The 23,161-nt window shown below is 72.4% G+C and carries 20 protein-coding genes; 9 read left to right on the forward strand and 11 right to left on the reverse strand.

Going from position 1 to position 23,161, the window contains the following annotated elements; all coding sequences use genetic code 11:
* Nucleotides 1-24 precede the first annotated feature (24 nt).
* From ASC60_RS07635 to ASC60_RS07665, 7 genes are all read right to left on the reverse strand, one after another.
* Nucleotides 25-1,239 carry a sensor histidine kinase gene (locus ASC60_RS07635; RefSeq protein WP_055548090.1) on the reverse strand — a complete coding sequence of 405 codons (1,215 nt, stop codon included), beginning with the start codon at nt 1,237-1,239 and terminating at the stop codon, nt 25-27.
* Nucleotides 1,236-1,979 carry an ABC transporter permease gene (locus tag ASC60_RS07640; RefSeq protein ID WP_055548092.1) on the reverse strand — a complete coding sequence of 248 codons (744 nt, stop codon included), beginning with the start codon at nt 1,977-1,979 and terminating at the stop codon, nt 1,236-1,238. Before ASC60_RS07640 ends, ASC60_RS07635 begins: the two co-directional genes overlap by 4 nt.
* 2 nt (nt 1,980-1,981) lie before the next feature.
* Nucleotides 1,982-2,941 carry an ABC transporter ATP-binding protein gene (locus tag ASC60_RS07645; RefSeq protein ID WP_234356839.1) on the reverse strand — a complete coding sequence of 320 codons (960 nt, stop codon included), beginning with the start codon at nt 2,939-2,941 and terminating at the stop codon, nt 1,982-1,984.
* 167 nt (nt 2,942-3,108) lie between these two features.
* Complete coding sequence (locus tag ASC60_RS42095; protein ID WP_055548094.1) at nt 3,109-5,181, reverse strand: hypothetical protein; 2,073 nt, start codon at nt 5,179-5,181, stop codon at nt 3,109-3,111.
* A 208-nt stretch (nt 5,182-5,389) separates the two neighbouring features.
* Entirely contained in the window at nt 5,390-5,758 is a 369-nt protein-coding gene (locus ASC60_RS07655; protein WP_055548096.1) for a DUF6113 family protein, read from the reverse strand.
* A complete protein-coding gene (gene mshB / locus ASC60_RS07660) occupies nt 5,755-6,639 on the reverse strand; it encodes an N-acetyl-1-D-myo-inositol-2-amino-2-deoxy-alpha-D-glucopyranoside deacetylase (protein ID WP_055548763.1) in 885 nt (294 codons plus the stop codon). The genes ASC60_RS07655 and mshB overlap by 4 nt, the downstream gene beginning before the upstream one ends.
* A 60-nt stretch (nt 6,640-6,699) precedes the next feature.
* Nucleotides 6,700-6,894, reverse strand: coding sequence for a hypothetical protein (locus tag ASC60_RS07665; protein WP_055548098.1), 195 nt, complete (start codon nt 6,892-6,894; stop codon nt 6,700-6,702).
* A 321-nt stretch (nt 6,895-7,215) separates the two neighbouring features.
* Here ASC60_RS07665 and ASC60_RS07670 point away from each other — a divergent pair, with 321 nt between their 5' ends.
* Entirely contained in the window at nt 7,216-9,381 is a 2,166-nt protein-coding gene (locus ASC60_RS07670; RefSeq protein WP_055548099.1) for an alpha/beta fold hydrolase, read from the forward strand.
* A gap of 1 nt (nt 9,382) precedes the next feature.
* Here the strand turns inward: ASC60_RS07670 and ASC60_RS07675 are convergent, their stop codons facing one another.
* Nucleotides 9,383-10,426: a hypothetical protein gene (locus ASC60_RS07675; RefSeq protein WP_234356840.1), complete on the reverse strand. Its 1,044-nt coding sequence runs from the start codon at nt 10,424-10,426 to the stop codon at nt 9,383-9,385.
* A gap of 382 nt (nt 10,427-10,808) precedes the next feature.
* Here ASC60_RS07675 and ASC60_RS07680 point away from each other — a divergent pair, with 382 nt between their 5' ends.
* The 8 genes from ASC60_RS07680 to gap all read left to right on the forward strand — a co-directional run bounded on the left by ASC60_RS07680 (nt 10,809) and on the right by gap (nt 20,238).
* A complete protein-coding gene (locus ASC60_RS07680) occupies nt 10,809-11,822 on the forward strand; it encodes an ABC transporter permease (protein WP_055548106.1) in 1,014 nt (337 codons plus the stop codon).
* A gap of 78 nt (nt 11,823-11,900) precedes the next feature.
* Nucleotides 11,901-13,688 (forward strand): ABC transporter substrate-binding protein, encoded by a 1,788-nt coding sequence (locus ASC60_RS07685; protein WP_055548108.1) that lies wholly within the window; start codon nt 11,901-11,903, stop codon nt 13,686-13,688.
* A gap of 113 nt (nt 13,689-13,801) precedes the next feature.
* Entirely contained in the window at nt 13,802-14,779 is a 978-nt protein-coding gene (locus tag ASC60_RS07690; RefSeq protein WP_055548110.1) for an ABC transporter permease, read from the forward strand.
* 13 nt (nt 14,780-14,792) lie between these two features.
* Nucleotides 14,793-15,836 carry an ABC transporter ATP-binding protein gene (locus ASC60_RS07695; protein WP_055548112.1) on the forward strand — a complete coding sequence of 348 codons (1,044 nt, stop codon included), beginning with the start codon at nt 14,793-14,795 and terminating at the stop codon, nt 15,834-15,836.
* 22 nt (nt 15,837-15,858) lie between these two features.
* Entirely contained in the window at nt 15,859-16,935 is a 1,077-nt protein-coding gene (locus ASC60_RS07700) for an ABC transporter ATP-binding protein (RefSeq protein ID WP_055548114.1), read from the forward strand.
* A gap of 134 nt (nt 16,936-17,069) precedes the next feature.
* Nucleotides 17,070-18,149 (forward strand): hypothetical protein, encoded by a 1,080-nt coding sequence (locus ASC60_RS41525; protein WP_055548116.1) that lies wholly within the window; start codon nt 17,070-17,072, stop codon nt 18,147-18,149.
* 20 nt (nt 18,150-18,169) lie between these two features.
* Complete coding sequence (locus ASC60_RS07710; RefSeq protein WP_055548118.1) at nt 18,170-19,126, forward strand: GlxA family transcriptional regulator; 957 nt, start codon at nt 18,170-18,172, stop codon at nt 19,124-19,126.
* A 113-nt stretch (nt 19,127-19,239) separates the two neighbouring features.
* The gene (gene gap / locus ASC60_RS07715) at nt 19,240-20,238 is read left to right on the forward strand and encodes a type I glyceraldehyde-3-phosphate dehydrogenase (RefSeq protein ID WP_055548119.1); all 999 of its coding nucleotides are present in this window, start codon (nt 19,240-19,242) and stop codon (nt 20,236-20,238) included.
* A gap of 16 nt (nt 20,239-20,254) precedes the next feature.
* Here the strand turns inward: gap and ASC60_RS07720 are convergent, their stop codons facing one another.
* Genes ASC60_RS07720 through ASC60_RS07730 form a run of 3 tightly spaced genes read right to left on the reverse strand, consistent with a single transcriptional unit; the run spans nt 20,255 to nt 23,159 of the window.
* Nucleotides 20,255-21,040: a GNAT family N-acetyltransferase gene (locus ASC60_RS07720; RefSeq protein ID WP_055548765.1), complete on the reverse strand. Its 786-nt coding sequence runs from the start codon at nt 21,038-21,040 to the stop codon at nt 20,255-20,257.
* Between the two features lie 30 nt (nt 21,041-21,070).
* The gene (locus ASC60_RS07725) at nt 21,071-22,159 is read right to left on the reverse strand and encodes an ABC transporter ATP-binding protein (RefSeq protein WP_055548121.1); all 1,089 of its coding nucleotides are present in this window, start codon (nt 22,157-22,159) and stop codon (nt 21,071-21,073) included.
* Nucleotides 22,089-23,159: an ABC transporter ATP-binding protein gene (locus ASC60_RS07730; protein WP_055548123.1), complete on the reverse strand. Its 1,071-nt coding sequence runs from the start codon at nt 23,157-23,159 to the stop codon at nt 22,089-22,091. Before ASC60_RS07730 ends, ASC60_RS07725 begins: the two co-directional genes overlap by 71 nt.
* Nucleotides 23,160-23,161 lie beyond the last annotated feature (2 nt).

The following is a 23,161-nucleotide window of genomic DNA, read 5'->3' on the forward strand; positions in this document are numbered from 1 at the left end:
CCGGTCATGGGCCGGGGCGGCCGGTTACGGGCCGGGGGGAGGCCCGGCGGGGAGATCGGCGCTCCGGGAGAGCGGGGCCAGGGCGCGCAGGGTGAAGCCGCCGTGGGCGCCCTGGCCGGTCTCCAGGCGGCCGTCGGCCAGCTGCAGCCGCTCGGCCAGACCGGTCAGCCCGTTGCCGTGCGGACCGGCCGCGCCGCGGCCGTCGTCGGTGACGGTCAGGCACAGGTCGTCGCCCACCTCGCCGAGGGTCACGGCGCAGCGGCGCGCCCCGCTGTGCCGGACCACGTTGGTGACCGCCTCGCGCAGCGCCCAGGCCAGCGCGCCCTCCTGGTCGGGCGGCAGGTCCGGGTGGTGGGCCCCGGCCCGGTGCAGATCGGCGGTGATGCCCGCGGCGGCGAGCGCGGTGCGGGCCCCGGCCAGCTCGGCCTCCAGGGTGGGGCGGCGGAAGCCGCTCACCGCCTCCCGCACGTCGACCAGGGCCTGCCGGCTGACGCGTTCGATGTCGGCGACCTGCTGCGCCGCCTGCTCGGGCCGGCCGGGCAGCATCCGCCCGGCCAGTTCGCTCTTGAGCGTGATCAGCGAGAGCGAGTGGCCCAGCAGGTCGTGCAGATCGCGGGCGAGCCGCAGCCGCTCCTCGTTGGCGGCGAGCTGGGCGACGGTGGCGCGGGCTTCGCGCAGCGCCCGGGTCGTACGGACCATCTGCCCGACCGCGCTCATCGCGAAGCCACCGAGCAGGGAGGGGACGACCAGGGCGGACATCAGGTCGTCCGAGCCGCGGACCAGCAGCCCGGCGCCCACCATGGCGGCGGTGTTCAGCGGGATCGCCCACCGGGCGGTCCGCGGCGGCAGCACCGCTCCGAAGGCGACGGAGACGTAGACGGCGAGCACCAGCCAGGCGTCGCCCAGGGTGACCGTGAGGACGGCGGCGAGCACGCAGATCGTGACCAGCCCCCGGTGGACGGAGGCCCGGGACATGACCCGGCCGGTGTACCGGAAGACCAGCAGCAGATAGATGGCGACGAAGACCAGCAGGCCGAGCGCGCCGACCACGGTGGCGGGCACGGTGTGGCGGCCCTCCGCGAGGTCGCTCAGCGGCGCGCCGAGATAGGCCATCCAGATCCCGATCCACAACAGTTTGATCAGGGCCTGCCGGCGGTTCTCGGGGATCTGGCCGATGGCCGGGGCGTCCGTGTCCTCGTCGTGGGCGGCCGCGCCGCGCCACCAGGTCGGCCGGTTCATGCCGTGCGGGTGTCCTTCCGGTACAGCCAGGCCGCCGCGCCCCCGAAGAGGACCAGATACCCGGCGAGCAGGGCCACGTCCCTGGCGTGCGGGGCGTTGCCCACTTCGATGGCCTGGCCGAGCCCGGCGTAGGCGTGGGTGGGCAGCCAGTCGCCGATGTTCCGCAGCCACCGCGGATAGGCGGCGGTCGGCATCCACAGGCCGCCGAGGATCGACAGGCCGAAGTAGATGATCATCGTCAGGGGGCGTACCGCGTCGCCGGTGGCGAGATAGCCGATGGCCACGCCCAGGGCGGCGAAGACGAGCGAGCCCGCCCAGATCGCGCCGGTCAGCGCGAACCACTCCCAGGCGGCGTCCAGCCGCACGCCCTTGGCGGTGGCGGCCACGATGAAGACGATCACGATGGACGGCAGGGTGGCGACCGCGGCCGCGGCGATCTTGGCCGTCACATAGCCGCGTCCGGGCAGCGAGGTCAGTCGCAGCTGACGCACCCAGCCGCCCTCGCGCTCCTTGGCGATCCGCTCGCTGTTGCCCATCAGGACGGCGGTCAGCGCGCCGAAGGAGGCCATCGCGACCATGTAGTAGAGCGGCATCGACAGATGGGTGCCGGGGACGATGTCGGTCTTGTCCGCGCTGCCCGCGATCATCAGGAAGAGCGCCGACGGATAGACGACGGTGAAGAACATGAACTTCCGGTTGCGCAGTGCGCGGACGATCTCCAGCTTGACCAGGGTCGTCATCGTCACGCCTCCTCGGGCGTCGGGGCGGCGTCGGTGATGGCGAGGAACGCCTGCTCCAGGCCGAGCCCGGCGACCTCCAGGCCGCGCGGGTAGAGCCCGAGTCCGTAGACCGCGTGCACGGTCGCGTCCGCGTCGGTGGACCGCATCCGTACGGTACGCCCCGCAATGTCGAGGCCGGTCAGGGCGGGCAGGGCGCGCAGCGCCGCCTCGTCGGGCGGGCCGTCCAGGGTGAAGGAGATCCGCCGGGCCCCGGCCATCGCCTTGATCTCGGCGGACGTGCCGTCCGCGAGCACCCGGCCCCGGTGCAGCACGATCACCCGGTCGGCGATCTCGTCGGCCTCTTCGAGGTAGTGGGTGGCGAACAGGATGGTGCGGCCCTGCCGGGCCTGGTCGCGCATCGTGCCCCAGAAGGTCTGCCGGGACGCCACGTCCATCCCGGTCGTCGGCTCGTCCAGCACGATCAGGTCGGAGGCGCCCGCGGTGGCGAACGCGAAGCGCACCCGCTGCTCCTGGCCGCCGGAGAGCTTGTTGACCTTGCGGCCGGCGATGTCGGCGATGTCCGCCCGCCGCAGGACCTCGTCGACCGGGTGGCCCCGGGGGTGCAGATCGCAGGCGAGCCGCACCAGCTCGCGGACCGTGACCTCGTCCATGAGGCAGCCGCTCTGCAGCATCGCGCCGACCCGGCCGCGGGCGATGGCCTGCCGCGGGGTGGTGCCGAAGACCTCGACGCGGCCGCTGTCGGGGGTGCGCAGGCCCAGCAGCAGGTCGAGGGTGGAGGACTTGCCCGCGCCGTTGGGTCCCAGCAGGGCGATGGTCTCGCCCGGGTGGAGGTGGAGGTCCAGGCCGGCCACGGCGCGCACGCTGCCGTAGCTCTTGCTGACGCCGGTGAAGCTGACCACCGGCGGGGAGGCCGGGGTGCGGGCCCGCTCGCCGGTGGCGGAGAGTGCGGTGGTCGCTGTCATGCCGCCCAGCTTCGCCGAGCGGGGCCGGTCGGCGGCAGTGTCTGTGGTCGTGACCCTGGGATGACAGATGTCATGGGTGCCATGCGAACGGTCCCCGCCCGGCGGTGTCACGCGAACGGCCCCCGCCCGGCGCGGTGCCGGGCGGGGGCCGTTCGATAGGTACGCCTCTAGTTCGGCGAGGTGTCGATGACCGCGGTCCGGTCGGCGGTCGACTTGCCCAGCAGCGCGGTCCGCATGGCGATGGCCACTTCCTGCGGGGTGACCGGCTTCTTGGCGCCGTCGGCGCGCTCGATCAGCACCCCGTCGAAGGTCTGGCCGTAGAGCCTCTTGATCGCGGCGAGGTCGAAGTGCGGCTGGAGCTTGCCGTCGATCGGCCGCATGGAGAGGATCTGCGGCAGCGAGCGGTCCGGGCCGAACTGGATGGCGTGCGCGTCGTCGGTCTTGATCGTGATCAGGCCGGACATCGCGGGCTTGGCGAAGGACTGCATCTTCGCGTCCACCTCGGCCTTGCTGATCGTCGGCCGCTTGGTGACGATCGGCAGCTCGACCGGCTTGTCCTTGCCGGTCTCGGCCCGCCGGCGGTAGGCGTCGGACACGGCGGTGACCGCCTTGTCGATGTCCAGGCCCTGGCCCTCCCTGCCGTAGACGGGGACGGCCTTGCCCGGCTTGAAGGTGATCGTGCCCTCGCGCGCCGTGCCCGAGTGGCCCGCGAGCCGCCCGAGCGCGTCCCGGAGCTTCTCCTCGTCGACGGTGACGGCGGGCTCGGCCTCGTGGGTGCCGCCGAAGAGCGAGCCGATGACCGTCATCGGGTTGTAGTCGCGGCCCGCGACGTTCCGCACGGTGGCCTCGGTGTCCAGCGTCAGGCCCGCGACGGACGGCTTGATCTCCTTCTGCTCGCCGTCGACGGTCACCTTCAGCGGGGCACGGGTGCGGCCGCCCAGCTCGGTGTCCAGCTTGTCGATGGCCACCTGCTTGGAGGAGCCGCCGATGTCGACGCCGAGGACGGTGGTGCCGTTGGGCACGTCCGCGTGGTTCATCACCAGGCCCGCGGTGTACGCGACACCGGCCGCGGCCACCAGCAGGGCGCCCAGCATGACGAGCTTGGAGCGGCCCTTCTTCTTGGGCTTGCCCGCCGCGGGCGCCTTGGGCGCCGGACTGCTCGGCGGGGCGCTGTCCCCGGTGGAGGGCGGCCCGGCCGGGCCCGGCCCGGTGGGCGGACCGGACTTCCCGTCGGCCGGCGGGACCACGGGCACCCCGCTGACCAGGGTGTCGCTGGAGACCTGGTCCGGCCCGCCGGGCGCGGTGAACTCGGGGTCGCGGAAGAGCGACGGGGAGGGGCCGGCGTCCGCGCCGAAGCCGCCCGGACCGGGCTGCACGGCCGGGATCGCGCCCGTGGTGGCGCCGAGGCTGCCGGACAGCGGCGAGCCGCCGGGCGGGGTCGGGGGCTGCCCGGCCGCGCCGTTCAGCGGGCCGACACCCGAGCTGTCGGGCAGGCCAGGACCGGTCGGCCTGCCCGGACCGGGCGGCGCCAGCAGGCCCTCGTCCCGCGCCGGGGCGCCGGGCATCCGCATCTCGCCGGTGACCGGGCCGGTCGTCGGGCCGCTGGGCTCCGGCGCCCCGGGGTGGCCGCCGGTGTCCGTGAAGTACGGCAGGTCGGCCTGCGGTCCGCCGCCCAGGGCCGGCGCGGGGAACTGCTGGGTGGTCTCCGGCGCCGGGGGCAGCGAGGTGCTCTGGGTGGTCGAGGAGCCCTTGGGGCGGCGCGCCGGCGCGAACCAGTCGCTGGTCTTCTCGCCGTCGCCCTTGCCGCCCTTGCCGCTCTTCTCGCGGCCCTCGCGGTCCTTGGCACCGTCCGCGCGCCCCTCGGCGGCCGCCGCGCCCAGCTCCGGGGCGCGGATGCCCTCGGGCCGGGGTGTGGCGCCGGTGTGCTCGGCGCCGTCCCCGTCGTCCTCGCCGGAGCGGGGAGCGGGCACGCCGTCCTCGGCGACGGGCTTGCGCATGACGACCGGGGGAATGGGGCGCGAACCCGGGATGTTGATCCGGATCCGGGTCGTCAGGGTGGTTTCGGTCTTCGGATCCTCCGGCTTGGCCGCGGCACGCGCCTCACCGTCACCGGCGCCACCCTGAAGGGTCTCCGGCGACGGGGACAGACGGGATCCGTACGGCGGGGTGCCCGACGGATAGGCGGCACCGCCGCCACCCCCCTGGGCCCCGGAGGACGAACTGTCAGATTCACGGCTCAAAGCAGGTTCTCCCAGTTAGCTCCGCCGCCCGTCAGACCTCGCGCGGGCGGCTCGGCGGCGCGCACCACCATACTGGGCGCCGCGGTCGCGTACTTGACGGCCGCCCTGTGGCCGCACCGTGTGGATCCGTTGTGCGCCGGTGGAGGAGCGTTCGGTGTCCCGGGAACATCGCGCGGGGCCCCGGGGACGTCACGCCGTAAAGGTCACGTCACTTACCAAGTCGGGCGGTCGGCACGCCCGGTTGCGACACCACCGGCAGGGTGGCACACATCACACCGATGAACATGCCTCCCAGCAGGAAGACATACGACCCCACACCCGCGCTGAAGAGGAAGTCCCCTTCCGGGCGGGTGCTGGTGAGCAGCAGGACGACCAGCGTCCACGCACCGGCGGGCAGACCGCCGCCCAGCCGCCGGTCGGTCGCCTTCACACCGCCGTAGGCGACGGCCGCGACGCCGAGCAGCGCGAGCAGCAACCCGCCGGGGAACCAGAGCCCTTGGACGAGCGCGCCCGCGGCGGCGACCAGGGCGCCGAGGACGGTGAGCAGCGCGTACCCCCCAAGACGTGCGGCGGTCATGCCGTCACCCCCGCGAACAGGTCGTCCTCGCGCTCCGCCGCCGGCTCGCCCTTGACGAGCCGGTAGTGCTCGCGGACGAGCAGCGGCTGGCCCAGGTCGTTGGAGAGCGCGAAGAAGGGCCCGTCGACCGCGATCTGGGTGGCGTGCGCGCGCATCGCGGCGGCCTTGGCGTCGGCGTACGCGGAGCCGTCGATCACCGCCGAGACCTCCGCGTCGTCCACCACTCCGGGGACGTCACCGGCGGTGGCGACGCCGGGGAAGGGGGCCTCGCGGCCCGCCGCCCGCAGCCGCGCGAAGCCCTCCTCGACGACCGAGCGCGGCACACAGTTCCAGTAGACCTTGGCGACATCGTGTGGATCGCCCAGGTCACGGCGGTAGACCGGCTCCGCGGCCAGCTCCACCGCGCGCATGGCGACGCGATGCGCCTGGATGTGGTCGGGATGCCCGTAGCCCCCGTCGGCGTCGTACGCCACCACGACCTGCGGCCGGATCTCGCGGATCACGGCCACCAGGTGGGAGGCGGCCTCGTCGAGGCCGGCCTGCCAGAAGCAGTCGGACCGGTCGTTCTGCGGGGCGCCCATCATGCCCGAATCGCGATATCTGCCCGGACCGCCCAGGAAACGGTGATCCTGGACGCCCAACGCCTCCATGGCCGCGGCGAGTTCACCGATCCGGTGGGTGCCGAGGCTGTCGTCGCGATCGGCGGCGAGGTGTGCCAGGTCAGCCGGGATGACCTCGCCTTCCTCACCGAGGGTGCAGGTCACCAGGGTGACGTGGGCACCCTCGGCCGCGTACTTGGCCATGGTCACGCCGTTGTTGATCGACTCGTCATCCGGATGCGCGTGCACCAGGAGCAGACGACGGGCGGGAAGAACGGTCATGACCACAGCCTACGATTCGCCCGCCGCCGCCCGCGGACCGCGGGCCGGGCTCCCCGTGGGTCAGAGCTTCACATCGCCGATCATGTTCGCCACGTTGGTGGTGAGGTCGTCGATGGTCGGGGCGACCGACGAACTGGCGAGATAGAAGCCGAGCAGCACACAGATGAGCGCGTGCGCGGTCTTCAGCCCGGCTTTGTTGACGAGCATGAATACGATGATCAGCAGCAGCACAGACAACGAGATCGAGAGCGCCACAGCGACTCACCTCCAGGAACACGCGCTCGGACAGACAACATATTGATGCCACACGGGGCCTACCCACTATGCGCAAACGATCATAACTATCGGCGCGTGCGCACGAGTCGGTGCACGGGAGCATGACAGGGGCGCATGCCTGATCGCACGAACTGGCGCTTGGCCAGAGTGACTTCTCGCTGGTTATCCGCCATCTCACCCAGTGAGAAAGCTGGCTTGTTCCGGCCGCCGGACGGCCGGACAGTGCCCCCGGCAACGGCCCCGCCGCGTGGTACCGACCAGTACGCCCCTGGTGATCTTCAGGACCCGTACGCTCGCCCCATGACCGGACAGCTCTCCTTCCCTCGGCAGCACGCGCGCACCCAGCGCTTCACCCTCGGGGCGCCCCGGGCCTTCCGCGTGGCCCCCGACGACTCCCGCGTGGTCTTCCTGCGGTCCCGAGGCGGCACCGACCGGGCGGGCCTGCTGTGGGTGTACGACGTCGCCGGGCGGCGGGAGTACCCGGCCGCCGACCCGGTGGCCCTGCTCGGCGGCGCCGACGAGGAACTGTCCCCCGAGGAGCGGGCGCGCCGCGAGCGCAGCCGCGAGGGGTCGGCCGGGGTGGTCGGCTACGCCGTGGACGACGCCGTCGAGACGGCGGCCTTCGCCCTCTCCGGACGGCTGTTCGTCGCCGACCTGACCGCCGGCGAGTCCCGTGAGCTGCGCGTCCCGGGCCCGGTCGTGGACCCGCGCCCCTCCCCCGACGGCCGCCATGTCGCCTATGTGGCGGGCGGCGCGCTGCGCGTCACCGGCACCGGCGGCGAGGGCGACCGGGCGCTCGCCGAACCGGAGGCCGACACCGTCACCTACGGTCTCGCGGAGTTCATCGCGGCCGAGGAGATGGACCGCACGCGCGGCTTCTGGTGGTCCCCGGACGGCGAGGCCCTGCTGGCCGCCCGGGCCGACGACGCGCCCGTACGCCGCTGGTGGATCGCCGACCCGGCCCACCCCGGCCAGGCGCCCACCGAGGTCGCCTACCCGGCCGCCGGAACCCCTGACGCCGAGGTGCGGCTGGTCCTGCTGGGCCTGGACGGCACCCGTACGGAGGTCGAGTGGGACCGGCGGCGGTACCCCTACCTCGCCCGGGTGCACTGGTCGGCCTACGGTCCGCCGCTGCTCCTCGTCCAGGCCCGGGACCAGCGCGGCCAGCTGTACCTGGCCGTGGACACCGCGACCGGACGGACCAGCACCGTGCACGCCGACGAGGACGCGGTATGGCTGGATCTTTTCCCCGGCGTGCCCGCCTGGACGCCCGACGGGCGGCTCGTGCGCATCGCGGACGAGGGCGGCGCCCGGGCCCTGATGGTCGGCGACCGCAAGCTCACCTCCGGCGCCCTCCAGGTGCGCTCGGTGCTCTCCGTCGGCGAGGACGACGTGCTGTTCTCCGCCTCCCCCGGCGCCGGGGCCGCGCTGCCCGAGGGGCCCGGCGAGATCGACGTGTACCGCGCCTGGTTCCGCGGCAGCGGCGACCAGGGCGGCTGGGAACCGGTCGGCAAGCGGCCCTTCCCCGCCGTGCACTCCGCCACCCGCGGCGACCGGCTCATCGCGCTCACCCATGCCGGGCTCGACCGGCCCGGCGCCCGGGCGGAGCTGCTGCGGGCCGCGGACCACGGGGCCGCGGAGACGGTCGCCGAGATCGTCTCGTACGCCGAGACGCCGGTCATCACCGCGCGCCCGCGGCTCACCTTCGCGGGCAAGCACGACATTCCCTGCGCGGTGCTGCTGCCGACCGGGTACGCCGAGGGCGACGGGCCGCTGCCGGTCCTGATGGACCCCTACGGCGGGCCGCACGGCCAGCGCGTGGTCGCCGCCCACAACGCGTACGTCACCTCGCAGTGGTTCGCCGACCAGGGCTTCGCCGTGATCGTCGCCGACGGGCGCGGCACCCCCGGGCGCTCCCCCGGCTGGGAGAAGGCCGTCCGCGACGACCTCGCGACCATCACCCTGGAGGACCAGGTCGAGGCGCTCACCGCGCTCGCCGGGCGCTATCCGCTGGACCTCGGCCGGGTCGCCATCCGCGGCTGGTCCTACGGCGGCTATCTCGCCGGGCTCGCCGCGCTGCGCCGGCCCGACGTCTTCCACGCGGCGGTGGTGGGCGCGCCGGTCACCGACTGGCGGCTGTACGACACCCACTACACGGAGCGCTATCTGGGCCACCCCGACGAGCAGCCGGCGGTGTACGCGGCGAACTCGCTGGTGACGGACGAGGGGCTGTCCGGCGCGGCGGAGGGCCCGGCCTGCCCCATGATGATCATCCATGGGCTGGCGGACGACAACGTGGTCGTCGCCCACTCGCTGCGGCTCTCCTCGGCCCTGCTGGCCGCGGGCCGCCCGCACGAGGTGCTGCCGCTGTCCGGGGTGACGCACATGACCCCGCAGGAGCAGGTGGCCGAGAACCTGCTCCTGCTCCAGGTCGACTTCCTCAAGCGGTCCCTCGGGCTGAGCTGACTCACCAGCCCGGCGGCGGGGACGGCGGAGGCGGCGGGGCCGTGGGCGGGGCCGTGGGCGGCGCGGCGGGCGGGGGCGGGGCGTAGCCCGGCGGGGCGGCGGGCGGCGGCGCGTATCCGGCGCCGCCGTAGCCGCCGTCGGCCCCCGTCCCGTAGGCCCCCGTCCCGTGCGCCGGGGCCGGGGTGTCCGTCCCGCCCCGCCGGGCCAGCGCGATCAGCGCGACCAGCCCCGCGAGCAGTTCGAAGAACGCGGTGAGCACCGACAGCACCCCGACCGTCGGCAGGTCGCCGAAGTGCTCGAGGTACTTCAGCTTTCCGTAGAGCGAGGTCTCGCTCACCCCGGTCGCCAGCACCAGCACCGCGGCCACCATTCCCAGCGGCCGGGACAGCGGCGCCCGGGCCAGGGCGGCCACGGCGGCCGCCAGGCAGAACGCGACGAGGGCCCAGCTCTCCCAGGCGGCGGGCGGCGAGAGCAGCGTGACCAGGGTGTGCTTGCCGGTCAGCTGGTATTTGTAGATGTCCCAGTCCGCCTTCTGCGCCCAGTAGATCTGCCAGGCGCCCAGGACCGCGCCCGCCGCGCCCAGCAGCACCGCCCCCGTCACCGCGGCCCCCGGCCCCGGCCGCCCGGGCGGCCGGCCTGCGGGCGGGGCGCCCGGCGCGGCGTACCCGTCGGCGGGGCGCCGGGCCGCGGCGACGGTGGCCAGCAGCAGTCCCGCGAGCACCACCCCGGCCCAGGCGCTCAGATCGGCCCGCGTCTTGAGGTCGTCGGGGATGCCCTGCATCCAGTCCGCGTTCAGGTTCCACAGGCTCGGCAGCCGCAGGACGAGGGTCACGGCCGCGACCGTGCCGAGCGCCCCCGCGGCGGCCGGTGAGCGCTGCGCGGAGATCCCGACGACGACGCACAGGACGAGCAGGACCAGATCGACGAGGGAGGAGCCGAAGAGGCTCCCCGAGGCCCGGAACGGCAGTCCGGACCATGTCCACCACAGATGACTGGCCTGGTCCGCCTCGTCCAGGTCCCGGACGATCCACGCCAGTGAGATCATCCCGAGCACCGCGCAGACGAGTGCGCCGAAAACACGCGCTCCGCGTGTGAGTATCCGTCCCTGCCCCATAGCCGTAGGTTTCCCCCACCGCACACCCCGGGCAACCGTCGCGAGGCGAAGAAACACAAAGAAGCCCGAAGAAGTACGCGGATCGTGACCAACCGGGTACCGCCCGGGCGGCGACGATCACTGTCAAGCACGTCCTGACCTCGATCTGCCAAATGTTCGCTCAAGACTTGAGAGGCCGGGCACATCCGCGCTCGCCCGCCCCTTGACCCGGTTGTGAATCCGTTGCGAAAGTCCGCTCAACCCGCCACAACGCGGGTAGACAAACCGAGTTGGCGGTGTGTGCCGGGGCGGATCACCATGGGGGCGCTACGCGATGACCAGTCCATCCCAGCTCACCGTGGCCGGGAAGAGCACGCAGGCCGACGAGGGCGGACCGGGCGGGCAGCCGGCCGGCTTAAGCCCCCGTCAGCTGATGTGGCGGCGCTTCAAGCGTGACCGCACGGGCGTGGTCTCCGCCTGCGCCGTGCTGTTCTTCTTCGCCGTCGCCGTGCTGGCCCCGGTGATCTCCTCGCTGTACGGCAAGGATCCGTACACGACGTACGGCCTCGACCGGCCCGAGCTGCTGGATCCGCTCACCGGCTATCCGATGAAGCCCAACGGCGGCATCGACGGCGAGTTCTGGTTCGGCATCGAGCCCAAGCTCGGCCGGGACGTGCTGACGCAGCTGGTGTACGGCATCCGTACCTCGCTGCTGATCGGGCTGGCCGCGACGCTGCTGTCCACGATCACCGGCATCGTCGTCGGCGTCGTCGCGGGCTATCTGGGCGGGCGCACGGACTACTTCCTGGGGCGGCTGATCGATCTGCTGCTCTCCTTTCCGCAGCAGCTGTTCTTCGTCGCCTTCATGCCGGTGGTCACCGCGCTGTTCGTCAGCCCGCAGAAGGAGACCCCGACCTATTTCCGGGTGACGGCCCTGGTCACGGTGTTGTGGCTGCTGGGCTGGATGCAGCTGGCCCGGCTGCTGCGCGGTCAGGTGCTGTCGCTGCGGGAGCGCGAGTTCGTCGAGGCCGCGAAGGTGACGGGGGCCTCGCCGTGGCGGATCGTCCGCAAGGAGCTGCTGCCCAATCTGGGCACGCCGATCATGGTGCAGTCCACGCTGATGCTGCCGGGCTTCGTGACGACGGAGGCGGCCCTGTCGTTCCTCGGCGTCGGGGTGGTCGAGCCGACCCCCGACTGGGGCCGGATGTTCGCCAAGGGCGCCAACTTCTACGAGGGCGACATCACCTACATGTTCTTCCCCGGCATCGCCATGGTGGTCTTCGTCGTCGCCTTCAACCTGCTCGGGGACTCGGTCCGGGACGCCATGGACCCGAAGACCAGGCGCTGACCGGCGCCACACGGCAGACGCAGAGAACGGCAAGTGTTCCGTCCGACGAGGTCCAGCGAGGCAGGTGCATTCACCACCATGACGTTGAACAGCAGGCGCAGAGCACGTACCTACGCCGTCGCCCTGGCCGCGGGCGCGCTGGCGCTCTCGGCGTGCAGCAGCGGGGGCGGCTCGGGGACTGATGACTCCGAGGAACCGAAGATGAAGGCCCAGGGGATCGCCCTGGGCAGCGCCGCCGACTCCGCCGGGCCCGCCAAGGAGCTGCCGGACGCGAAGAAGGGCGGCACGGTGTCGGTGCTCCAGCGCGACGCGTTCGAGCATCTGGACCCCGGCCAGATCTATGTCAGCGATGAGCTGATCATGCAGACCCTCTACAACCGGACGCTGACGAACTACCGGATCGACGACAAGACCGGGAAGGTCGAGGTGGTCGGCGACCTGGCGACCGACACCGGCAAGTCCTCCGACGGCGGCCGGACGTGGACATATACGCTCAAGGACGGGCTGAAGTTCGAGGACGGCTCGCCGATCACCTCCAAGGACGTCCGGCACGCCGTCGAGCGGCTCTACGCGCCGTATCAGACCAACGGCCCGACGTATCTGCAGCAGTGGCTCTCGGGCGAGGGCCAGAAATACCGCAAGGCGCTGCCGGACGGCCCGTACAAGGGCAAGCACCTGCCGAAGTCGGTGCTGGACACCCCGGACGCGAAGACGATCGTCTTCCACTTCGACCAGCCGCGGGCCGAGGTGCCGTTCGCCGTGGCCATGCCCAACATCGGCGCGGTGCCGCCGGGCAAGGACACCAAGGAGAAGTACGACAAGGCGCCGGTGGCCAGCGGTCCGTACAAGATCAAGAACTTCAAGCCGGGCAAGGGCGTCCAGTTCGTCAAGAACGACCAGTGGGATCCCAGGACCGATCCGATACGCCATCAGTACGTGAACACCTTCGATGTCTCCTTCGGCCATCAGTGGGTGGACTCCACCCGCCGTCTGGTGGCCGACAAGGGCGCCGACAAGAACGGCATGACCTGGACCAACGCGGTCGATCCCTCGCAGATCTCGGCGGTCCTCAAGAACAAGGACGCGATGGCCCGGTCGATGACCGAGACCCAGCCCTTCGTGGACGTCGTCTCGATCAATACGGACCGGGTCAAGAACAAGAAGGTGCGCGAGGCGATCGCCTGGGCCTTCCCCAGCGGTCAGTACCTCCAGCAGTTCGGCGGCCCCAAGGGCGGTGAGGTCGCGGGCGGCCTGGTCGGCCCGACGCTGGGGGGCTACGACCCCGGCTTCGACCCGTTCCAGAAGAAGAAGTACCCCGGCGGCAACGCCAAGAAGGCCAAGGAACTGCTGAAGGAGGCCGGCGAGGAGGGCTACGAGCTGGTCTACGCGTACGGCAACGGCGACACCCACCAGGACGCCTCGGTCGTCGTCCAGCAGGCCCTGGAGCGGGCCGGATTCACGGTCCAGAAGAAGGAGATCGACCAGACGACGTACTACAGCCAGATCGGCAAGGTGGACAACAAGTACGACCTCTACCGATCCTCGTGGTCCGCCGACTGGCCCTCCGCCTCGACCGTCGTCCCTCCGGTGTACGGCGGAGAGAACGTCTACAACGGCTCGGCGAACTACAGCCATCTGAACGCCCCGGCGGTCAACAAGGAGATCGACCGGGTCACCAAGATCGGCGACCTCGGCAAGGCCACCACCGAGTGGATCAAGCTCAGCGAGAAGGTCCTCACCGACCAGGTGCCCGCGGTCCCGACCTTCTACAACCGGCTGTTCACCCTCTGGGGCTCCGGCATCGGCGGCACGAAGTGGAACCCGATCTACGGGGCCGTGGACCCGACCGCCGTCTTCATCAAGTAGCGGCCGCCACCGCCGAACCGAGCCGGTACCGTCCGGCCGCGCCGCCACCGCCGTATTTCGTCCGGCGCGGCGGCGCGGCCGGGGACCGCCCCGACCGGAAGATCCCTGACGCCATGTTGAGATTCCTCGCCCGCCGGTCCCTCGGCGCGTTTCTGATCCTCCTGCTGATCAGCGCGATCACCTTCTTCCTCTTCTTCGCCCTGCCCGCCGAGCCCGCCCGGCTGGCCTGCGGCAAGAGCTGCGACCCCGCCTCGCTCGCGATCATCAACAAGAACCTGGGCCTGGACCAGCCGGTCCCGGTGCAGTACGGGAAGTTCATGGTCGGGATCGTCGCCGGGCGCGACTTCGCGGTCGGGCACTGCTCCGCGCCCTGCTTCGGCTACTCCTTCGTCAGCCAGGAGCCGGTGTGGGGCACCATCGTCGACCGCTTCCCCACCACCCTCTCGCTCGCCATCGGCGGCGCCGCGGTGTTCCTGGTCTGCGGCATCGGCATCGGCATGGTCGCGGCCTGGCGGCGCGGCACCTGGATCGACAAGTTCTTCAGCTCGCTGTCGCTGCTGGGCGCGTCCCTGCAGATCTACTTCGTCGGCGTGCTGTGCCTGGCCTGGTTCGTCAGCGGACTGGGCATCATGGAGCAGCCCGCCTACCACCCCTTCACCGACAATCCGGCGAAGTGGTTCAGCGGGATGCTGCTGCCCTGGCTGGTGCTCTCGCTGATCTTCATGGCCAACTACAGCCGGATGACCCGCTCCCAGATGGTCGAGCAGCTCCAGGAGGACCACGTCCGCACGGCCAGGGCCAAGGGGCTGTCCAGCCGTACGGTCTTCTTCCGCTACGCCTGGCGCGGCGCCATCGCCCCGATCGTCACCATCTTCGGCATCGACCTCGGCTCGCTCTTCGGCGGGGCGATGGTCACCGAGTACACCTTCACCCTGCACGGCATCGGGCGGCTCGCCGTGGAATCCGTCCAGCTGACCGATCTGCCGATGCTGATGGGCGTGATGCTGGTCAGCGCCGCGGCCATCGTGGTGTTCAACATCCTGGTCGACGCCGCCTACGCCGTCATCGACCCGCGTGTACGCCTCGCCTAGAAGGACGTCCGAAGTGACCACACCCACCCAGCCCGACGAGACCGACGCCTTTCTGTCCGTGACCGACCTGCACGTCCGCTTCGCCACCGAGGACGGCGTCGTCAAGGCCGTGGACGGCCTCTCCTTCGACCTCGAACGCGGCCGGACCCTCGGCATCGTCGGCGAGTCCGGCTCCGGGAAGTCCGTCACCAACCTCACCGTGCTCGGCCTCCACGACCCGCGCACCACCACGGTCACCGGCACGATCCACCTCGACGGGCAGGAGCTGACCGGCGCGCCCGAGCGCACCCTGGAGCGGCTGCGCGGCAACACGATGGCGATGATCTTCCAGGATCCGCTGACCGCTCTCTCGCCGTACTACACGGTCGGCCGCCAGATCGCCGAGCCGTACCGCAAGCACACCGGCGCCTCCAAGCGGGACGCCCGGCTGCGCGCCATCGAGATGCTGGACAAGGTCGGCATTCCCAACCCGCGGCTGCGGGTGGACGATTACCCGCACCAGTTCTCCGGCGGGATGCGGCAGCGCACCATGATCGCCATGGCGCTGGTGTGCGACCCGGACCTGCTGATCGCCGACGAGCCGACCACCGCCCTCGACGTCACCGTCCAGGCCCAGATCCTGGACCTCCTCAAGGAGCTGCAGCAGGAGTTCGGCTCCGCGATCATCCTCATCACCCACGACCTGGGCGTGGTCGCCAACACCGCCGACGACCTGCTGGTGATGTACGCGGGCCGGGCCGTCGAGCGCGGTACGGTCCGCGAGGTGCTGCGGGCGCCCCGGCACCCGTACACCTGGGGGCTGCTGGGCTCCATGCCCCGGCTGTCCTCCGCCGTCGACGAACCGCTCAACCCCATCCCCGGCGCCCCGCCGAGCCTCCTCGCCCCACCGCCCGGCTGCCCCTTCCACCCGCGGTGCGGCTATACGGCGGAGGTCGACGGCGAGCGGTGCAGCGGGATACGGCCCGCGCTCCCGGAGGGCCGGGGCGCCGCCTGCCATCTGGGCGCCGAGCGGACGCGGACCCTGTTCACCGAGCAGATCAAGCCCCGGCTGGGCTAGGGACCCTAAGGAGCGCCTTCAGATGAGCATCGAATCGGGTACCCCCGAACCCCTCCTGGTCGCCGAGAAGCTGACCAAGCACTTCCCGATCATGGGCGGCTTCCCCTTCCGGCGGAAGGTGGGCGCCGTCCAGGCCGTCGACGGCATCGACCTGACCGTGCACGCCGGGGAGAGCTTCGGTCTGGTCGGCGAGTCCGGCTGCGGCAAGTCCACCACCGGACGGCTGCTGACCCGGCTGCTGGAGCCCACCGCCGGGCGGATCACCTACCGGGGCCGGGACATCACCCACGCGGACCGCAGACAGCTCGCACCGGTCCGCTCCGAGATCCAGATGATCTTCCAGGATCCGTACTCCTCGCTGAACCCCCGGCAGACCGTCGGCACCATCATCTCCGGCCCGATGGAGATCAACGACATCCGCCCGCCCGGCGGCCGCGAGGCCCGGGTGCGCGAGCTGCTGGAGACCGTCGGCCTCAACCCCGAGCACTACAACCGCTTCCCGCACGAGTTCTCCGGCGGCCAGCGCCAGCGCATCGGCGTCGCCCGCGCGCTCGCCCTCGAACCCCGGCTGATCGTCGCCGACGAACCGGTCTCGGCGCTCGACGTCTCGATCCAGGCCCAGGTCGTCAACCTGCTCCAGCAGCTCCAGCGCGAGCTGGGCATCGCCTTCCTCTTCATCGCCCACGACCTCGCCGTCGTACGGCACTTCTCGCAGCGCGTCGCGGTCATGTACCTCGGGAAGGTCGTCGAGGTCGGCGACCGCGACTCCATCTACCGCCGCCCCCGCCACCCGTACACCCACGCCCTGCTGTCCGCCGTCCCGGACGCGGCCGTGGTGATGGCCGACGAGGCCTCCTCCGGCGCGGGCCGCGAGCGCATCCGCCTCGCGGGCGACGTCCCCTCCCCCATCGCCCCGCCCTCCGGCTGCCGCTTCCGCACCCGCTGCTGGAAGGCCCAGGACCTCTGCGCGCGGCAGGAGCCGCTACTGCTGCGCGTCGAGGGCAACCGCGAGGGCCACCTGTCCGCCTGCCACTTCCCCGAGGCCCCCACCACCGAGGCCCGCGACCAGGACATCGTGCTGGACCCGGCGCTGTCGTAGGGCCGGAAGCCGGATTCCCCTACAACTGCCCTGTTTTTCGCATGAGTTGCTTGACCTGGACGCGGGGCGGCGCATCTAATGAGCAGCCCGCTGCGAGACGTATGCGGGGCGGTTCTCAGGAATGCGGTGGGAAGTTGACTGTCCGCAAGCACGACGCGTCCGGCGCGGGAGACGCGGCCGCGGCGGCGGCGGAGCCCGCCGAGCCGGAGGCGCTGGCCATCCCCGCGCCCCGGAAGGCCGAGGCCGGGTCCGCGGCCGGCAAGGGCGCCGATCCGGCCCCGGCTCCGGCCGCGACATCCACTCCGGCTCCGGCTTCCGCATCGGCTCCGGCTTCGGCTCCGGCTTCCGCATCGGCTCCGGCTTCCGCATCGGCTTCGGCCGAGGGGGCTTTCCGCGTCTCACGGACCGAGGAGCACGACGGCGGACACCTCGCCCACGCCACCACCGCGGGCGGCCCGGGGCCGTCCGCCGGGGCACCGGGGCCTGCGCAGCCGCCGGACGGTCCGCGCCGGCCGGTGCTCGCGGGGGCCGCGATCGTCGGAGCGCTCTTGCTGGCCGTGCCACTGCTCGTGGTGGCGGGGAAGCTCGGCTCCTCGGAGAAGGACGGCCGGGACGACTCGAAGGCGGCGACGAAGGTACTCGAACGCGAAGGCGCGCGCGCCGGGGTGTACGAGGCGGCCTCCCCGAAAGCCAGCCGGAGCCCTCAGAAGAAGCCGAAGTCCAAGGAGCCCACGGCGAGTGCGCCGCCCCCTGCGGCCCGCTCCCCGCTCCCGTCGAAGGGCCCGAAGTCCGCCGCGCCGACAGGCGGGGCGCACAAGCCGTCCACCGAGCGGACGTCCGCGAAACCCAAGACCAAGAAGAACGCCGCGGGGAGCGCGGGAGACGCCTCCTGGGGACCGAACAGCGAACTCTGCATGGGTGCGAGCTGGCCCTCGCGCGACGGACGTACCGAGCTGCGGATGCAGCAGGACGGCAACCTGGTCGTGTACCGGGACAACCAGGCCGTCTGGGCCGCTCCGGACGCCCTGGGCCGCGGCAACTGCGCCACCTTGCAGACCGACGGGAACTTCGTGCTCTACGACCGCGACCACAACGCGGTCTGGGCGACGGGGATGGATCTGCACGCCACCACCGTAAAGATCCAGAACGACGGCAACTTCTGCCTGTACAACGACGCGGGCGCCCCGGTGTGGGCGAGCCGCACGCAGCGCTGATCCCCACGTAGCCTGGTGCCGTGCCAGCCTCCCGTCTGCGTCGCGTCGCCGTCCTCGTGCTCGACGGCGCCAAACCGCTCGACGTCGGCATTCCCGCGCAGGTGTTCACGACCCGGGCGAGCATGCCGTACGAGGTGCGGGTGTGCGGCGCGGCGCCCGGGCTCGTGACGGGGGGCGACGGCCTGTCGTACCACGTCGCCCAGGGCCTCGACGCGCTCGCGTGGGCCGACATCGTGTTCATCCCCGGCTACCGGTTCCCGGACCGCGACGATCCGCCGGGTGCCGTCCGCGACGCGCTGACCGCCGCCCACGCCCGGGGCGCGCGGCTCGCCGCCATCTCGACGGGGGCCTTCGCCCTCGCCGCCACGGGCCTGCTCGACGGCAGGCGCGCCACGACGCACTGGCACTACACGCGGGCGCTCGCGGCGAAGCATCCCCTCGTGCGGGTCGACGAGAACGTCCTGTTCGTCGACGAGGGCAGCGTGCTGACCTCCGCCGGTGCGGCCTCGGGGATCGACCTGTGTCTGCACATTCTGCGCGGCGACCTCGGGGTGGCCGCGTCGAATCACGCGGCCCGGCGGCTGGTCGCGGCCCCGTACCGCAGCGGCGGTCAGGCGCAGTACGTGCCGCGCGGCGTGCCCGAGCCGCTGGGCGAGCGGTTCGCCGCGACCCGGGAGTGGGCGCTGCACCGGCTCGGCGAGCCCCTCAGCCTCGAAACCCTCGCCCGGCACGCGGCCGTCTCGGCGCGCACCTTCTCGCGGCGCTTCGCCGAGGACACCGGATACACCCCGATGCAGTGGGTCATGCGCGCCCGCATCGACGTGGCCCGTGAGCTGCTGGAACGTTCGGAGCGGAGCGTCGAGCAGATCGCCGCCGATGTCGGGCTCGGCACCGGCGCCAATCTGCGGCTCCACTTCCAGCGCATCCTCGGGACCACACCGAGCGAGTACCGGCGCACCTTCACGCTGGGCGAATAGCCCCCTGGCGCGATCCTTGTGAACCATGGCGCTCACGCCACTGCCACCACCGCGTTCCGCCCGCGAGGCTGGTGACGAACCCAGACGAGCCGCAGAGACAGCAAGGGGCATTCATGACTCGCGTCGCCATCAACGGATTCGGCCGCATCGGGCGCAACGTGCTGCGCGCCCTGCTCGAACGCGACACCGACCTCGAGATCGTCGCCGTCAACGACCTCACCGAGCCCGCCACCCTCGCCCGGCTCCTCGCCTACGACTCCACGGCCGGCCGGCTCGGCCGCCCGGTGACCGTCGACGGCGACACCCTCGTCGTCGACGGCCGGCGCATCAAGGTGCTCGCCGAGCGCGACCCGGCGCGGCTGCCCTGGGCCGAACTCGGCGTCGATGTCGCGCTGGAGTCCACCGGCCGCTTCACCTCGGCCAAGGCCGCCCGCGCCCACCTCGACGCGGGTGCGAAGAAGGTCCTCGTCAGCGCGCCGTCGGACGGCGCCGACGTCACGCTCGCCTACGGGGTGAACACCGGCGCGTACGACCCTGAGCTGCACACGATCGTCTCGAACGCCTCCTGCACCACCAACGCGCTCGCGCCGCTGGCCGCGGTACTCGACGAGCTCGCGGGCATCGAGCACGGCTTCATGACGACGGTGCACGCCTATACGCAGGAGCAGAACCTCCAGGACGGTCCGCACCGCGACGCCCGCCGGGCCCGCGCCGCCGGTGTCAACATCGTGCCGACCACGACGGGCGCCGCCAAGGCGATCGGCCTCGTGCTGCCGAACCTCGACGGCAAGCTGTCGGGCGACTCGATCCGCGTGCCGGTTCCGGTGGGCTCGATCGTCGAGCTCAACACCACCGTCGCCCGCGACGTCGCCCGTGAGGACGTGCTGACGGCCTACCGCACCGCGGCGCAGGGCCCGCTGGCCGGCGTCCTCGAGTACTCCGACGACCCGCTCGTGTCGTCCGACATCACCGGCAACCCGGCCTCGGCCATCTTCGACTCGGCCCTCACCCGCGTCGACGGCCGCCACGTGAAGGTGGTCGCCTGGTACGACAACGAGTGGGGCTTCTCGAACCGCGTGATCGACACGCTCGGGCTCCTCGCCGGCCGTTGACGGGCGGCGCCGGCCGTCAGCCGAAGCGCGTGAAGACATGGGCGCGGCCCACGGGGACGAAGCCGCGGCGGGCGTACCAGAGCCGCGGCCAGTCCTCGCCGTCGGCCACCAGGAAGCGCAGGGCGCAGCCGGCGGTGGCGGCGCGGTGGAGGGCGCCGGACAGCACGGCGTTCGCGTGGCCGCGGCGGCGGAAGGGTTCGGCGGCGGCCACCTCCTCGATCTGGGCGATGCCGTCGGCGGGCTCCAGATAGAGGTCGGCCCAGGCGACGACGTCGCCGTTCTCCTCGTGGGCGGCCAGGAAGGACACCACCTCGGCCCCGTCCCGCCGGGCCTCGCGCCGTCCCACGAGCTGGCGCACCGTCTCCTCGTCCGCGTCCGGCATCCACCGGCGCTGCTGCGCCGCCAGGGCCCGCCACAGCGGACCGTACGGAGCGGGCCCCAGGTCCAGCTCCATGACGTCGTGCCGCTGCGGCTCCGGCACCGGCCCGGTGTGGGTCATGACCACCTCGACCGCGTGCTCGTATCCCGCCAGGGTCATCGTGGGCGCGGCGGCGAGCCCGAGCCGGTCGTCGTACACGGTGATCCGGCGATGCGGCATCCCGGCCATGGCCGCGTCGGCGACGGCCGGAAGCTCCGTCGGTTCGACGGGCCCGTCGATGTGGATCTGGTTGTGCTCGTGCGAGCGCGCGTAACCGTCGTGCCGGACCAGGAACCCGCCCGGCACCGGCCTGACCTCGGCGGACTGGCGGCGGGCGAAGAGCAGCCGGAAGTCGACGGCGCGCTGAAGGTCGTTCTGCGGCATGATCCGGATCGTAGGCGCCCCGGCCACCCCCTAGGAGGTGGCCGGGGCGCGCTCCTCCGCGAAGTGGCACGCCGACGGGTGGGCGGCGGGGCCCGTCAGGCCCGGCGGTGCCGCCAGCGCCGGCGCCTGCGACGCGCAGGGGGGCCGCGCCTTCCAGCAGCGGGTGCGGAAGCGGCAGCCGGTGGGCGGATCGGCCGGGGAGGGGACGTCGCCGGTGAGCAGGATGCGCTGGTGGCGGGCGCGGGCCTCGGGGTCGGGGACGGGGACGGCGGACAGCAGGGCCTGGGTGTACGGATGGGTCGGGTGGTCGTAGATCTCGGTGCCGGTGCCGGTCTCCGCGAAGCGGCCCAGGTACATCACGGCGACCCGGTCGGAGATGTGCCGGACCACGGACAGGTCGTGGGCGATGAAGACGTAGGCGAGGCCGAATTCGTCCTGGAGGCGTTCGAGCAGGTTGACCACCTGCGCCTGCACCGACACATCCAGCGCCGACACCGGCTCGTCCGCGACGATGATCTCGGGGCGCAGGGCGAGGCCGCGGGCGATGCCGATGCGCTGGCGCTGGCCGCCGGAGAACTGGTGCGGATAGCGGTTGATGTGCTCGGGGTCGAGGCCGACGACGTCCAGCAGGTCCTGGATGGCGCGGCGGCGGTCGCCCCTGGGGGCGGCCTCGGGGTGGATCTCGTACGGCTCGCCGATGATGTCGCCCACCGTCATGCGGGGGTTGAGCGAGGTGTACGGGTCCTGGAAGACCATCTGGATGTTGCGGTGAACGGCCCGCAGCGCGCGCCCGGACAGCCGCGCGATGTCCTCGCCCCGGTAGCGGATCGAACCGGCGGTCGGCCGCTCCAGGCCGACCAGCAGCCGGGCGAGGGTGGACTTGCCGCAGCCGGACTCGCCGACGATGCCGAGGGTCTCGCCGCGCCGCAGGTCGAAGGAGACCGTGTCGACCGCCCGGACCGCACCGGTCCGCCGCTTGACCAGGACGCCGCGGGTGAGCGGATAGAGCTTGGCGAGGCCGCGTACTTCGAGGACGGCCGGGGCGGGGTCAGCCGCCGAGGGGGCCGACGGTACCGGCGGTGCCGAGGGGGTCGAGGGGGTCGAGGGGGTCGAGGCCATGCAGCTCCTCCTTCCAGAAGTGGCAGGCGCTGGCCCGCCCGCCCGCCTTCGCATCCGCCGCCCCGGTGTCCGTCACCTCGTACAGCGGCGGCCGGTCGGTGCGGCACAGGTCGCGGGCGCGCGGGCAGCGGGGGCTGAACGGGCAGCCCGGGGGGAGCGCGAGCGGGCTGGGCGGCAGCCCCTTGATCGCGTACAGCTCGCCGCCCCGCCGGTCCAGGCGCGGGATGGAGTCGAGCAGTCCGCGGGTGTACGGGTGGGCGGGGCGCCAGTACAGGTCGCGCACCGGCGCGGTCTCCACGATCCGGCCCGCGTACATCACGGCGACGGTGTCGGCGACGTCGGCGACCACGCCCAGGTCGTGGGTGATGAGGATGAGCCCCATGGCGTACTCGCGGCGCAGCTCCGCCAGCAGATCCATGACCTGGGCCTGGACGGTGACGTCGAGCGCGGTGGTCGGCTCGTCGGCGATGATCAGCTCCGGCTCCAGCGCGATCGCCATGGCGATCATGATGCGCTGGCGCATCCCGCCGGAGAACTGATGCGGATAGTCCCCGGCCCGCGCCGCCGCGGCCGGGATGCGGACCCGGTCCATCAGCTCGACGGCCCGCGCCCGGGCGTCCTTGCGCGACATGCCCCGGTGCACCTGGTACATCTCGGCGAGCTGGGCGCCCACCGGGAGCACCGGGTTGAGGGCGGAGAGCGCGTCCTGGAAGATCATCGCCATCTTGGCGCCGCGGATCCGGCGGCGCTCCTCGCGGCCGAGGGTGAGCAGATCGCGTCCCTGGAAGAAGACCTTGCCGCCGGTGACGAAGGCGGGCGGGGTGTCGAGGATGCCCATGATGGCCTGGGCGGTGACGGACTTCCCCGACCCCGACTCGCCCAGCACGGCCAGCGTCCGCCCGGCGTCGACGGCGTAGCTCACCCCACCGACGGCCTCGGCGACGCCGTCGCGGGTGCGGAAGGCGACGCGCAGGTCCCGTACGTCCAGCAGGCGGGCCACGG

The organism is Streptomyces sp. NBRC 110028, from assembly GCF_001417735.1.
In the GTDB taxonomy this organism is placed as follows: Bacteria; Actinomycetota; Actinomycetes; order Streptomycetales; family Streptomycetaceae; genus Streptomyces.

What these genes read in the sequence shown, in the direction of transcription:
- ASC60_RS07675 (WP_234356840.1), bottom strand. Translation starts at nt 10,426, where the DNA reads ATGATCTCACTGGCGTGGATCGTCCGGGACCTGGACGAGGCGGACCAG.
- ASC60_RS07725 (WP_055548121.1), bottom strand. Translation starts at nt 22,159, where the DNA reads ATGGCCTCGACCCCCTCGACCCCCTCGACCCCCTCGGCACCGCCGGTA.
- ASC60_RS07645 (WP_234356839.1), bottom strand. Translation starts at nt 2,941, where the DNA reads ATGACAGCGACCACCGCACTCTCCGCCACCGGCGAGCGGGCCCGCACC.
- ASC60_RS07670 (WP_055548099.1), top strand. Translation starts at nt 7,216, where the DNA reads ATGACCGGACAGCTCTCCTTCCCTCGGCAGCACGCGCGCACCCAGCGC.
- ASC60_RS07700 (WP_055548114.1), top strand. Translation starts at nt 15,859, where the DNA reads ATGAGCATCGAATCGGGTACCCCCGAACCCCTCCTGGTCGCCGAGAAG.
- ASC60_RS07635 (WP_055548090.1), bottom strand. Translation starts at nt 1,239, where the DNA reads ATGAACCGGCCGACCTGGTGGCGCGGCGCGGCCGCCCACGACGAGGAC.
- mshB (WP_055548763.1), bottom strand. Translation starts at nt 6,639, where the DNA reads ATGACCGTTCTTCCCGCCCGTCGTCTGCTCCTGGTGCACGCGCATCCG.
- ASC60_RS07685 (WP_055548108.1), top strand. Translation starts at nt 11,901, where the DNA reads ATGACGTTGAACAGCAGGCGCAGAGCACGTACCTACGCCGTCGCCCTG.
- ASC60_RS07720 (WP_055548765.1), bottom strand. Translation starts at nt 21,040, where the DNA reads ATGCCGCAGAACGACCTTCAGCGCGCCGTCGACTTCCGGCTGCTCTTC.
- ASC60_RS07640 (WP_055548092.1), bottom strand. Translation starts at nt 1,979, where the DNA reads ATGACGACCCTGGTCAAGCTGGAGATCGTCCGCGCACTGCGCAACCGG.
- ASC60_RS07680 (WP_055548106.1), top strand. Translation starts at nt 10,809, where the DNA reads ATGACCAGTCCATCCCAGCTCACCGTGGCCGGGAAGAGCACGCAGGCC.
- ASC60_RS07655 (WP_055548096.1), bottom strand. Translation starts at nt 5,758, where the DNA reads ATGACCGCCGCACGTCTTGGGGGGTACGCGCTGCTCACCGTCCTCGGC.
- ASC60_RS07690 (WP_055548110.1), top strand. Translation starts at nt 13,802, where the DNA reads ATGTTGAGATTCCTCGCCCGCCGGTCCCTCGGCGCGTTTCTGATCCTC.
- gap (WP_055548119.1), top strand. Translation starts at nt 19,240, where the DNA reads ATGACTCGCGTCGCCATCAACGGATTCGGCCGCATCGGGCGCAACGTG.